The organism is Paraburkholderia sp. J10-1 (genome assembly GCF_905220165.1).
In the GTDB taxonomy this organism is placed as follows: Bacteria; Pseudomonadota; Gammaproteobacteria; order Burkholderiales; family Burkholderiaceae; genus Paraburkholderia.
Genome location: NZ_CAJMYW010000023.1, coordinates 1 through 11,630, shown reverse-complemented (window position 1 = coordinate 11,630; position 11,630 = coordinate 1). Strand labels below are relative to the sequence as shown.

The window sequence follows — 11,630 nt, the reverse complement described above, 5'->3', positions numbered from 1 at the left end:
GGGGTAGCAAGGTCATGCGCCAGGAGTCGATGTCATGCCGCAAGCACTGACACGCGTGATGCGCGCGATTCGCCGGGCGAGCCTCACCGGCAAGCTGTTTGCCGCCATGCTCGTCGTCAACGTGCTCGTGATCGGCGCGATGACGGTGGGCGCGCGGCTGAGCTTCGAGCGCGGCTTCCTCGGCTATCTCGAACAGCAGGAAATCAAGCGGCTCGAGTCGAGTGTCGGACCGCTGGCCGCGGCGTATCGCGACCACGGCAGCTGGGATTTTCTGCTGCAGAATCGCAGCCTCTGGCACGAGATCATGCGGCCGTATGCGCCGGCATCGTATCCGGTTTCGAGTCGCGCGCCACTGCCGCGCCTTCCGGTGTCGTCGCTGATCGGCACCAACACGCGTTTTACCCTGCTCGATGCGAACGGCGCGTATGTGTTCGGCAATCCGGCCTTCGCGGCGGCTTCGCCGCGCCGTCCCATCGTCGTCAATGGCAAGACCGTTGGCTGGCTGCTGATGGTGCCGTTCGAGCGCGCCACGGAAGCGGGCGACCTGCGCTTCCAGAAGACGCAGCGCGAGTCGAGCTGGATCATCACGATTGTGGCCACGCTGCTGGCGGTGCTCACGACCTTGTGGATGGCGCGCGCACTCGCGTCGCCGCTGCGCCGCATCGCGAACGCGACGCACACGCTTGCGGGCGGCGATCTGAGCGCGCGCGTACCGACAGTCTCCAGTGGCGACATCGGTCAGCTCGAACACGATTTCAATCATCTTGCGCAAACGCTGGAAAGCACCGAGCGCATGCGCTCCGCGCTGGTCGCCGATATCTCGCACGAACTGCGTACGCCGCTCGCGGTAATGAGCGGCGAGATCGAAGCGATCGAAGTGGGCGTGCGGCCCGTGAGCGTGGAGGCCGTGCGATCACTCGGCGGAGAGGTCAAGCGCCTGAGCCGCCTCGTGGACGACCTCTACGATCTTTCGCTCGCCGATGTCGGCGCGCTGCGCTATCACCACGAGCGGATCGACGTGTGCGAAACGCTGAGATCGGTGTTGCGCCGTAGCGCACGGCGGCTCGACGATGCGGGTCTCCTCCTGCGCACCGATCTGCCGGATGCGCCGTTGTGGGTGCGCGGCGACGAGCGGCGGCTGCAGCAGGTCTTCACCAATATTCTCGAAAACGCGGTGCGCTATGTCGATGTGGGCGCCTTCGTCTACGTGACAGCCCGCGAAGATGCACACACGGTGCGTATCGATTTCGACGACAGCGGCGCGGGCGTACCCGATGCGACGCTGCCGTCGCTCTTCGAGCGTTTCTATCGCGTCGAGGCGTCGCGTAGCCGCGCGACCGGCGGCGCGGGTCTCGGCCTGCCGATCTGCCGCGGCATTGTCGAGGCGCACAACGGCCGTATCGAAGCCGCGCACGCGCCGCTGGGCGGCTTGCGCATTGCCATCGAATTACCGCGCCTGAAGGACAGCATCAGGAACCGACTTGATCATGAGTAACGAAACGCCAATCGACATTCTCATCGTCGAAGATGAGCCGAAGCTCGCGAGTGTGATGGCGGATTTTTTGCAGGCGGCCGGCTTCACGACGCGTTGCGTGAGCGACGGGCGCGCGGTGGCGAACGAAGTGGCGCGGCAGATGCCGGGTCTGATCGTGCTGGACCTGATGCTGCCCGGCCGCGACGGGCGCGATATCTGCCGTGATTTGCGGACCTATAGTGACGTGCCGATCATCATGGTGACGGCGCAGGTCGAAGAGGTCGATCGTTTGATCGGCCTCGAACTCGGCGCGGACGACTATATCTGCAAGCCCTTCAGCTTGCTCGAACTGGTCGCGCGCGTGAAGGCGATCCTGCGCCGCGCGCGCTTCGAACGCTTTCCCGAGAGCGTGCCGCTCACGCTCGACGAAGAACGTTTTCAGGCGACGTTTCGCGGCGTGGCGATCGAATTCACGCCGATCGAATTCCGGCTGCTCAAGACGCTCGCGGGGCGGCCAGGCCGGGTGTTTTCGCGCGACGTGCTGATGGACCGGCTTTATCCGGACGGCCGCATCGTAGAGGATCGGACGATCGACAGCCACGTCAAGAAGATCCGCCGCAAGTTCGAGGCGGTTGCGCCTGGCGAAGACGTGATCCAGTCCGTGTACGGCGCGGGTTTTCGCCTGGCATTGTAGGGTGCGCCCGCACCGGTCAATCGTGCGGAAGGGAGCGCAGCCGAAGTTCGCCGGACTTTCTCCGGACCCGGGCGACTACCGCAGTGCGCACTACACCCAGGTTGCGTGCATGAAATTGCCATGATAATTTTTCATGAAATTCAGCATGATAAATTTCACGTACGCGCCCCATGTTCGCCGAATCGACCCGCCATATCGAAAGCTATTACGCACGTCACTACGCCGAAAGCGGCGCGCTGCCCGAGCGCCCCGCGCTGGCGGGCGACTACAGTGCGGACGTCCTGATCATCGGCGCGGGCTTCAGCGGGCTGCACACGGCGTTGCGTCTGGCGCTGGCCGGGCGGCGCGTGGCGCTCGTCGAGGCGAGCCGTGTGGCGTGGGCCGCCTCGGGGCGCAACGGCGGTCAGGCGCTGCTCGGCTGGTCATGCGACATGCCCCCGTTCGAACAGGCGCTGGGCTTGGCGGGCGCGCGAGAGTTGTGGGAGAGCATGCGCTGGGCCGCCGCCGAAGTGCGCGAGTTGCCCGCGCGGCACGGCTTCGACATCGACTACCGGCCAGGCAGCCTGTGGGCGGCAGTCCGGCGCTCGCGTGTCGCGATGCTGGAAGCCGCGCGCGACGAGGCCGCGCAAAAGTGGGGCTACGAGCGCCTGCGGTTCATACCTGAAGCGGAGATGCCGGAGTGGATCGGCAGCCGCCGTTATCGCGCGGCGCTCTACGATCCCGAGGCGGGGCATCTCGATCCGCTCAAGCTTGCGCTTGGCCTCGCGGACGCCATCGAGCGCGCGGGCGGCGCCATCTTCGAGCAAAGCCGTGTGCTCGCGTATCGCGAAACGCCGAGCGGCTATGTGGCGACCACACGGGAAGGCACGGTGCGCGCCGGCACGCTGGTGCTCGCCTGCAACGCCTACATCGACCGGCTCGATAGCGATCTCGCGGGGCGCGTGCTGCCCGTGGGCACCTGGCAGGTCGCCACGCGCAGGCTCGATCCTGAGCTTGCTCGCTTGCTGCTACCGCGCAACAGTTGCGTGATCGACAATCAGTTCGTGCCGGACTACTTTCGGCTGAGCCCGGACCATCGCCTGCTTTTTGGCGGTGCGTGCACCTACCTTGGCGGCATCCCGAAGGACATTGGCGCGGCGATCCGCCCGAGCCTCGAGCGCGCGTTCCCGCAGTTGCGCGGCGTCGAATTCGACTACGCGTGGGGTGGTCATATCGACATCAGCATTCGCCGCACGCCCGACGTTGGTCACGCACGCAATCGCTACTGGCTGCAGGGCTTTTCCGGGCACGGCATCCTGCCGACGCTCGCGGCGGCGCGCGCCGTTGCCGACGCCATCCTCGGCGAGCCGCGCTTGCTTTCGCTCTATGAGCGCATTCATAATCCGCGTTTTCCGGGCGGCGAGCGCTTCGCCGCGCCGCTCGAAGCGCTCGGCAAGTTGTGGTACCGCCTGCGCGACGTCGTGTGACAGAGAGAAACGCATGGACCGGCAGGACGAAATAGAAGGCCTCGCGATCCTCATTCGCGATCTGCGCAAACACAAGAAGGTGACGCTCACCGATCTCGCACGAAAAATCGGCCGTTCGGTGGGCTTTCTTTCGCAGGTCGAACGCGGTCTCTCGCGGCCCACGGTGGCGGATCTCACCGCTATCGGCGAGGCGCTGCAAACGCCTACTACGTACTTCTACAACGTGAGCATGCCGCGCGAGTTGCCGTGGGTCACGAGGCCAGGCGAGCGGCGCACGCTCTACTATGGCGGCGGCATTACGGACGTGCTTGTTTCGCCCAGCATGTCGTCGGGTTTCTCGATGCTGGAGAGCCGGCTCGACCCCGGCGCGACAAGCGGCGAGCGCCCCGTGGACGACAGCGACGAGCAGGGCGGCTTCGTGCTCGAAGGCGAGCTGACGATCTGGCTGGAGGACAACGAAGACCCCGTGACGTTGCGGGCCAACGACAGCTTTCAGCTACCGGCGCGCTGCCGTTTCCGTTATGCCAATCTCGCCGATGCGCCCGCGCGCGTGCTATGGGTTTTCACCTGAGCGGCGACTCGATAGATAATCAGCATGACTGAGCAATATATCGATTGATTATGCCGTAAAGTTACGCGTTGACGACACGCCGGGCGAAAGGCGTTTATGCTGCCTGACGTTGCGCAATTGAAAGACAGGATGCGATTCGGCCGGGTGCCCGGAACCTTGCTGGCGGCGTTCCCGCAGGGGAAGTATGACCGGCGGCTGCTCCGGCGAGGCATTTTTTTCTGACCTGGTCAAAATCGGAAATATCGCTGATTTTCGTTATCCGCCAGCGGCCATCTGCACGAATCGTTCCTGTATAAACCCGCTTAAAACCGCCGTAATGTCGTTTTTGTGCATTTTTGCCAATTTTTAACGTAATTTTGTCTACACAGTGACTCCGCGTTGTGCTATTGATTCGGCTTTCGCCCTCATGCGCGGCAACCGCAAAACACGTGCCGGGCGGGCGATCGAGGCGTTTCCATATGCAACGCGATTTGCCTGTTTTGCCCGCGTGAGGTAGGGTATGCAGGTTTTCTCAACTCAACACAGGTAGCAGATGAACAAACAGGAACTCATTGACGCAGTCGCCGCTAGCACGGGCGAGACCAAGGCAGCCACGGGCGCCGCCATCGACGCGATTCTCGACGTCGTCACGCGCGCGGTCACCTCGGGTGACTCCGTGCAACTCGTCGGCTTCGGCTCGTTCTCGACTGGCCAGCGTGCCGCCCGCGTGGGCCGCAACCCGGCCACGGGCGCGGAGATCCAGATTGCCGCTGCCAAGACGGTGAAGTTCACCGCCGGCAAGGCATTCAAGGACGCTGTCAACGCGTCGTGATGCCAGGTCCGCCGTCATGGCGGATACGCGCGCTGCTGGCTCCGCTGGCTCATTGGCTGGTGCGCGGCGCAGTATCACGCCAGGGCGGTGGCACGCGCTTGGGCACGTGGCGTCACGCCGCTCGCCCGAGTGTGTGAGACGAGGGCGCAAGGCCTTCGGCAAGCCGGCATGCTCACATGCCGGCCGCTTTTTCTTCCCCGATTCTCCTACGGTATCCGAAGCGTTTCTCACGCCTCGTGTGTCGAAGCTCACGCATCGCGCGCTGCGTCGGCTTCCATCGACGTGCGGCTCATTTCGTTGCGGCGGCGCTTGGCCTCGTACATCGCCGTATCGGCTTCACGCAGCATCGCTTCCACGCTTTCGCCTTCCTCGCAACTCGCAAAACCCATTGAAAAGCTCAGTTTCGGTCCGCCGTAAAACTGGTTGTTCAACTCCACGAGTTTAGTGATGCTGTCCACCACGGTTTCCGCATCGCGCGCGTCGGCGCCGGGCATCAGCACGGCAAATTCGTCGCCGCCAATGCGCGCGGCCTGATACGGCTTCTGAATCGCTTTCGCGAGCACTTCGCCCGCGCGGCGCAGCAACGCGTCGCCGGCCGCGTGGCCAAGCTGGTCGTTCACCGTCTTCAGGTTGTCCATGTCGACGACGATCGCGCTCACCGGGAACGGCCCCTTGCGATGCAAACGATTGAGTTCGTCCACGTAGAACGAGCGGTTCTTGAGCTTCGTGAGCACGTCGTGCTTGCCGAGGAATTCGAGGTAGGCCTCGGCCTTCTTGCGCGCCGTGATGTCGGTGAGCGCGAGCAGCACGAGGTCCCATTGCGCCTCGTGGCCCGGAAACACCGAAAACTGCAGGTGCACGTTGACTTCGCTGCCGTCGAGCGCGTAGTTCACCACTTCACGCTGCTGGAACAGCCGGCCTTCCCATAGATCGAGCAATTGCTCGCGGAAATGCGGGCGCATTTCGTCGCGGAACACCTCGGGCAGGCGCGCGAGCAGCGTGGCTTTGTCCGGTGCGCGAAACATGCCCAGCGTGTAGTGATTCACATCGAGCACCTCGATCTCGCTCATGCAGCGCTCGACGAATTCAGGGTGGACGTCGGTAAAGGTGCGGAAGTCGATGATGCCCTGTTCGCGAACTTCATTGAGCAGTTCGCGAATGGCGGAGAAGTTTTCGACCCACAGCGAAACCGGCGCGTGCTCGAAAATGCCGAGCGCGTATTGCTCGCTCGCGGCCGCACGATGACGGGCTTCTTCGAGCGCCGAGACGTCTTCGATGGCCACGAGCACGCGGCTCCAGTCGGCTTCGTGGCCCGGCAGGATCACGCCGCGCAACAGGATGTCCATGCGCCGGCCGCGCAGCGTGTAGTTCACGCTCTTGCTCTCGAACGTGCTGTGGCCGTCCCACATCTGCTCGAGTTCGCCCACGTGCGCCTGGAACATGTCGTCGCGCAGCACCTGCGCCAGGTGCGCGGCGAGTTCTTCGTAGTCGCGCGCACCGTAAAGATCGAGCGTATGGCGGTTGACCTTGAGCACACGGATGCAGGCCGAGCATTCGGCCACGCGGCGCGGATCGTCTTCGAGGAAACTGCGCAGGTTGGTCACGCCTTGCGCGCGCCAGCGATCGAAGAGCGCACGCAACTGGCTATAGTCTTCGAGCCACAAGGAGGTGGGCGTCACGTCGAAGAAGTCGAGCAGATCGACGCCCATGTTGGCAAAGCTGGCCGCGGTGGCCGGGGTGCCTTGTTGCATGTCGGTTGGATGTAAGGGAGCAGGGCGCGGCGGGCTGCGCCGCACGAATAACCGAATCCTGGCACACCTTGGGGCCCGGGTGGGCATCAGCGCTGCAGATGTTACGTTGCTGCGGCGTCGGTTGTGTCCGATTCGTTGTCCAGTAAGCCAACATGCATAACGGCCGGCGCGGGCGAAAACTTGAGGGGATCGCTGCGCGCGCCAATGTGTTTCGCATCTCAAGGCCGGCGCGCTTAATCGGACGTTTCGATCGAATCGACGCGATCCGGGTAGAACGCAAGGTGATCCTTGATCGCCGACACCGCTTCATGCGGTGTTTCATAGGTCCATATCGCGTTCACGGCTCGCGCGCCGCCTGGCGTGATCGAGTAGTACGAAGCCTCGCCCTTGTATGGGCACCAGCTTTTATGTTCCGTGCGCGAGAGCAGCGACATGTCGGCGTCCTCTCGCGGTATGTAAAACACCGCCGGATAGCTCGCCTCGCGCAGCGTGAGCGCGCGGCGCGTGTCGGCCACTACGCGCCCGCCTGCTTTCACCACCACGCGCGTGCGCGCCGGTTCGACCGTGATCGGATGATCGGGCCCGGGAATCTTGACGGTCCGTGTGTCCATGACTGGGTTCCTCGCGCAAGGTGTGGAACGGGGGGAAGGGTTGAAGAGGCCGGCGTTTAGCCGAATACATGATATGCAATTGCAGATTAACTGGTAGGGGAAAGCGCTGCAGGCTGTTTCAATGAGGGCGCGACTGAATTCGACGCACAGGCGGCGATAGTCACGCGATTGCGCCGCCAGCCTGCGCGCTTCAAGTCACCAGCCGCGCCTTTATTTACCCGCAGCAGGATCACTGATGAGCCTCGATATTTTCTGGTTCTTGCCGACTTCCGGCGACACCCGCTACCTCGGCAAATCCGATTTCGGCCGTGCGCCGACCAACGCCTATATGCGCCAGATTGCCGTTACCGCCGAAGAACTCGGCTACGACGGTCTCCTTATTCCCACCGGCAGCAGTTGCCTCGACCCGTGGGTGACAGCGGCGAGCCTTGCGCCCGTCACGCAGCGCATCAAGCTGCTCGTCGCGCTGCGCACGTCGCTTGGCGGTCCCACCGCTTCGGCGCGCCAGGCGGCCACGCTCGACCAGGCGCTGAACGGCCGTTTGCTGCTCAACGTCGTGCCGGGCGGCGACGCCACCGAACTCGCGGCAGACGGCGTGTTCCTCGGGCATGACGAGCGCTACGAAGCCGCCGACGAATTCCTCACGATCTGGCGCGACCTGCTGCGCGGCGAGACGGTGAACTTCGAGGGCAAGCATTTGCGCGTGCAGGGCGCGCAGAACTTTCACGCGCCGGTCCAGACGCCGCATCCGCCGCTGTATTTCGGCGGCTCGTCGCCGGCGGCGCACGAACTGGCGGCAAAGCATGTGGATGCCTATCTCACGTGGGGCGAACCGCCCGAGGCCGTGGCGCAGAAGTTCGCCGATATCCGCGCGCGGGCGGCGCGCCACGGGCGCACGCTCAAGCTGGGCGTGCGCCTGCACGTGATCGTGCGCGAGACCAACGACGAGGCTTGGGCCGCCGCTGAGCGCCTCATCAGCAAGCTTGACGACGACGATATCCGCCGCGCCCAGGAAAACTACGCGCGCATGGATTCGGTGGGGCAGCGCCGCATGGCCGAGCTGCACGGCGGCAGCCGCGACAAGCTCGAGATCAGCCCGAACCTGTGGGCCGGCGTGGGCCTCGTGCGCGGCGGCGCGGGTACGGCGCTGGTGGGCGACCCGCAAACCGTGGCGGCGCGCCTTAAGGAATACGTGGACGCCGGCGCGGACAGCTTCGTGCTCTCCGGCTATCCGCACCTCGAGGAGTCGATCCGCTTTGCCGAACTGGTGTTCCCGCTGCTGCCGGGCAAGAAACCGGTGACGTTACGCGATCAGGCCTTGACGGGCGGCGCGTTCGACGTGCGCGCGCGCTAGCGGGCGCAGGACGCCGCGTGCGTGAGGGCCGCCGTGCGCGGCGACCGGGTCGCATACCGGAGGTCCACCGGCCAATTATTCGTGTGAGCGATAATTCGGTTTTATTCGTGTGAGTGATATTGGCGAAATATTCCCCACAGGCATATAATCGGTTTATGCCTCACAGGAATACGTCATGAACATCATCGTCCAGACACCCGGCGGGCTTGGCGAAATTCTGCAATCGGCGCGCAAGGCGCGCGGCATGACCCAGGCGCAGGCCGCGGCGAATCTCGGCATCGGCCAGCCGCGCCTCTCCGCGCTCGAAACCACGGGCGCCGCCAGCCTTTCGCTCGAGCAGATGCTCGCGCTTTTCGCGCTCTACGGGCTGGAACTCTGCGTGCAGTCGCGCGACGCGGCGGCCGGCACGCCGGAGTGGTGACGATGGGCCGCAAATCGCATTCGCGCGCGCTATCGGTCTGGGCCAACGGCGAGCGTGTGGGCACGTGGGTCATGACGCCCTCCGGCGACACCGAACTGCGCTATGACGACGCCTGGAAGCGCTCGGCCCTGGGCCGTCCGCTTTCGCTCTCGCTGCCATTCGGCATTGGCGATGTGCCATTGCGCGGCGAGCGCGTGCAGTACTACTTCGACAATCTCCTGCCCGACAGCGAGCCTATCCGTCGCCGCATCGCCGCGCGTTTTCGCACGGATACGCTCGACGCCTTCGACCTGCTCAAGGCCATCGGGCGCGATTGCGTGGGCGCGGTGCAACTGCTGGGCGAGGACGAAATGCCGGGCCGCGTCGACCGCATTGAAGGCACGGCGTTAAGCGATGCCGTCATCGAACGCCTGCTGCTCGAAACGGCCGGTGCGCTGCCCGGTGGCGCGCTGGAGGCCGACGATCTGCGCATTTCGCTGGCGGGCGCGCAGGAGAAGACCGCGCTCTTGCGCCACCGCGGCAAGTGGCTGCTGCCGCGTGGCGCCACGCCCACTACGCACATTTTCAAGCTGCCGCTGGGGCTGATCGGCCATCGCAAGGTGGATTTCAATACCTCGGTCGAAAACGAATGGCTTTGCCTGGCACTGCTGAGGGCCTACGGTTTGCCCGCTTCACAGGCGCAGATCCTCAGGTTCGGCGCGCAGAAGGTGCTGTGTGTCGAGCGCTTCGATCGTACGCGTTCGCGCACGGGCGGCTTGCTGCGCCTGCCGCAGGAGGACTTCTGCCAGGCGCTCGGCGTGCCGCCGCATCGCAAGTACGAAGCGCATGGCGGTCCCGGCGTGCGCGAGATTGCGGGTCTGTTGCGCCAGTCGCAGCAGGCGCGGGAGGACCTCGAAACGTTTCTCACTGCGCAAATCGTCTTCTGGATGCTCGCGGCACCAGACGGACACGCGAAGAATTTCAGCATCCGCCTGCTGCCTGCAGGGCGCTTTCAGCTCGCGCCGCTCTATGACGTCATGTCGATCTGGCCCGTGGAGGGCGACGGCGGCAATCAATGGTCGTGGCACAAGGCGTCGCTCGCCATGGCGGTGTGGGGCCGGGCGCGCCACTATCGCATGCGCGACGTGAAGCGCACGCATTTCGACGCTACCGCGCGCCTGTGCCACTACGGGCCGGACGCCGGGCCGTTGATCGAGCGCGTGCTGGCGCGTACGCCCGGTGCAATAGAAGAAGTCGCGGGCGCGTTGCCTGAAGGCTTTCCCGAGCGGGTAGCCGCGCGTCTGTTCGACGGCCTGCGTTTTTCCGCGGAGCGGCTCGCGGCGCAATAACGGCGCAAAAAACGGCGCACCCAGTTCACGCGTTCTTTTTCTTCGCCGGCAGCCACGTTTGTGGCTCGGCATACATTTCCTTGACCAGTTGCTTCACGAGATCGACGTAGACCGAATTGTCGTTCACACGATGATTCAGGATGATCGGCGAAGTCGCGTGGTCGCTGTCTATCAGCCGGTAGTGCACGTCCTGGCGCAATTGCCGCGCCGAAGCCGGGATCACGCATATGCCGAACTCGGCCGCGACGAGGCCGAGCGCCGTCTGGATCTCCCGCACCTCCAGCACTTCGCCTGGTTGCACGCCGTCGCCGTGCAAGATGCTGAGCACCTGGTCGGCGAAACTGGGGCGAGGCTCCTTGGGATAAACAATCAGCTTTTGCCCGGCCAGTTGTTCGATGGGAATCGGCGTCGACTCCTGTGCCATCTCGCTGCCGGTCGGCACCACCACGGCCAGCGGCTCTTCGCGCAGGATGATGCCGGCCACGTTGGGGTCGCTGTGGCGCACGCGTCCGAAGCCGATGTCGATGCGGCCTTCCTTCAAGGCCTCGACCTGCTGCACCGACATGAGTTCGACCATCTGGATGTCGAGTTCCGGCGCATTCTGGCGCAGCTTGCGCATCAATGGCGGCAGCCCTGAGTAGAGAACGGAGGCGACAAAGCCGATCGACAGCACGGTGCGGTGATGCAGCCCCACGTGCTTGGCGGTCGCTTGCAGTTGTTCGACGCGCCCAAGGATCTGCATGGCCTGCTCGTAGACGAGACGCCCCGCATCGGTCGTGCGCACGGGCCTCGTATTGCGAATCAGCAGAGGCACGCCGATCTCCTGTTCGAGCAGTTGAATCTGCCGGCTCAGGGGCGGTTGAGCGATGCAAAGCTGTTCCGCCGCACGCGTGAAATTGCGCTCGCGGACAACGGCTACGAAGTAACGAAGCTGGCGAAGATCCATGGTCTGTTCCCGGAAGAAGCATCCAATTTTCAATACTCTGAAAATATGATGCACCGCAATATCGGCCGATTTATCAGGGATTGCGGGTTCTCCATATTATAAAGGTATGGAATTGGACGCAAATAGTATTGGATCTTGCTCAGGCGCGGCGTGTATAAAACGACCATACCTTCTTCACTTACGCAGCATCCGACATGACTTCC

General features: G+C 64.1%; 11 protein-coding genes. 8 read left to right on the top strand and 3 right to left on the bottom strand.

What is annotated here, in order from left to right:
- Window positions 1–34: 34 nt before the first annotated feature.
- The 5 genes from U5A65_RS36430 (at window position 35) to U5A65_RS36410 (ending at window position 5,016) form a co-directional block, all read left to right on the top strand.
- The gene (locus tag U5A65_RS36430) at window positions 35–1,495 is read left to right on the top strand and encodes an ATP-binding protein (RefSeq protein WP_321949267.1); all 1,461 of its coding nucleotides are present in this window, start codon (window positions 35–37) and stop codon (window positions 1,493–1,495) included.
- Window positions 1,488–2,168 carry a response regulator gene (locus U5A65_RS36425; RefSeq protein WP_321949266.1) on the top strand — a complete coding sequence of 227 codons (681 nt, stop codon included), beginning with the start codon at window positions 1,488–1,490 and terminating at the stop codon, window positions 2,166–2,168. The genes U5A65_RS36430 and U5A65_RS36425 overlap by 8 nt, the downstream gene beginning before the upstream one ends.
- Window positions 2,169–2,338: 170 nt before the next feature.
- Window positions 2,339–3,634 (top strand): FAD-binding oxidoreductase, encoded by a 1,296-nt coding sequence (locus U5A65_RS36420; RefSeq protein WP_321949265.1) that lies wholly within the window; start codon window positions 2,339–2,341, stop codon window positions 3,632–3,634.
- A gap of 13 nt (window positions 3,635–3,647) precedes the next feature.
- Complete coding sequence (locus U5A65_RS36415; protein WP_321949264.1) at window positions 3,648–4,205, top strand: XRE family transcriptional regulator; 558 nt, start codon at window positions 3,648–3,650, stop codon at window positions 4,203–4,205.
- A gap of 532 nt (window positions 4,206–4,737) precedes the next feature.
- Window positions 4,738–5,016, top strand: a complete 279-nt coding sequence (locus U5A65_RS36410; RefSeq protein ID WP_028207645.1) for an HU family DNA-binding protein — start codon at window positions 4,738–4,740, stop codon at window positions 5,014–5,016.
- A 248-nt stretch (window positions 5,017–5,264) separates the two neighbouring features.
- Here U5A65_RS36410 and U5A65_RS36405 read toward each other — a convergent pair whose 3' ends face one another.
- Both U5A65_RS36405 and U5A65_RS36400 read right to left on the bottom strand, forming a co-directional pair.
- A complete protein-coding gene (locus tag U5A65_RS36405; protein WP_321949263.1) occupies window positions 5,265–6,767 on the bottom strand; it encodes a GGDEF domain-containing protein in 1,503 nt (500 codons plus the stop codon).
- A 233-nt stretch (window positions 6,768–7,000) separates the two neighbouring features.
- Window positions 7,001–7,378, bottom strand: a complete 378-nt coding sequence (locus tag U5A65_RS36400) for a DUF427 domain-containing protein (RefSeq protein WP_321916232.1) — start codon at window positions 7,376–7,378, stop codon at window positions 7,001–7,003.
- Window positions 7,379–7,613: 235 nt separating this feature from the next.
- Between U5A65_RS36400 and ssuD the strand changes: the two genes are divergently transcribed.
- The 3 genes from ssuD (at window position 7,614) to U5A65_RS36385 (ending at window position 10,481) form a co-directional block, all read left to right on the top strand.
- The gene (ssuD, locus tag U5A65_RS36395) at window positions 7,614–8,732 is read left to right on the top strand and encodes an FMNH2-dependent alkanesulfonate monooxygenase (protein WP_321938627.1); all 1,119 of its coding nucleotides are present in this window, start codon (window positions 7,614–7,616) and stop codon (window positions 8,730–8,732) included.
- A 175-nt stretch (window positions 8,733–8,907) separates the two neighbouring features.
- Window positions 8,908–9,153 (top strand): helix-turn-helix transcriptional regulator, encoded by a 246-nt coding sequence (locus tag U5A65_RS36390; protein ID WP_321916234.1) that lies wholly within the window; start codon window positions 8,908–8,910, stop codon window positions 9,151–9,153.
- 2 nt (window positions 9,154–9,155) lie between these two features.
- The gene (locus U5A65_RS36385; RefSeq protein WP_321938625.1) at window positions 9,156–10,481 is read left to right on the top strand and encodes a type II toxin-antitoxin system HipA family toxin; all 1,326 of its coding nucleotides are present in this window, start codon (window positions 9,156–9,158) and stop codon (window positions 10,479–10,481) included.
- Between the two features lie 25 nt (window positions 10,482–10,506).
- Here U5A65_RS36385 and U5A65_RS36380 read toward each other — a convergent pair whose 3' ends face one another.
- A complete protein-coding gene (locus U5A65_RS36380) occupies window positions 10,507–11,427 on the bottom strand; it encodes a LysR family transcriptional regulator (protein WP_321916236.1) in 921 nt (306 codons plus the stop codon).
- Between the last annotated feature and the right edge of the window lie 203 nt (window positions 11,428–11,630).

Bases quoted from the DNA above. Each gene is read 5' to 3' on its own strand.
- U5A65_RS36430 (WP_321949267.1), top strand. From the start codon at position 35: ATGCCGCAAGCACTGACACGCGTGATGCGCGCGATTCGCCGGGCGAGC.
- U5A65_RS36425 (WP_321949266.1), top strand. From the start codon at position 1,488: ATGAGTAACGAAACGCCAATCGACATTCTCATCGTCGAAGATGAGCCG.
- U5A65_RS36420 (WP_321949265.1), top strand. From the start codon at position 2,339: ATGTTCGCCGAATCGACCCGCCATATCGAAAGCTATTACGCACGTCAC.
- U5A65_RS36415 (WP_321949264.1), top strand. From the start codon at position 3,648: ATGGACCGGCAGGACGAAATAGAAGGCCTCGCGATCCTCATTCGCGAT.
- U5A65_RS36410 (WP_028207645.1), top strand. From the start codon at position 4,738: ATGAACAAACAGGAACTCATTGACGCAGTCGCCGCTAGCACGGGCGAG.
- U5A65_RS36405 (WP_321949263.1), bottom strand. From the start codon at position 6,767: ATGCAACAAGGCACCCCGGCCACCGCGGCCAGCTTTGCCAACATGGGC.
- U5A65_RS36400 (WP_321916232.1), bottom strand. From the start codon at position 7,378: ATGGACACACGGACCGTCAAGATTCCCGGGCCCGATCATCCGATCACG.
- ssuD (WP_321938627.1), top strand. From the start codon at position 7,614: ATGAGCCTCGATATTTTCTGGTTCTTGCCGACTTCCGGCGACACCCGC.
- U5A65_RS36390 (WP_321916234.1), top strand. From the start codon at position 8,908: ATGAACATCATCGTCCAGACACCCGGCGGGCTTGGCGAAATTCTGCAA.
- U5A65_RS36385 (WP_321938625.1), top strand. From the start codon at position 9,156: ATGGGCCGCAAATCGCATTCGCGCGCGCTATCGGTCTGGGCCAACGGC.
- U5A65_RS36380 (WP_321916236.1), bottom strand. From the start codon at position 11,427: ATGGATCTTCGCCAGCTTCGTTACTTCGTAGCCGTTGTCCGCGAGCGC.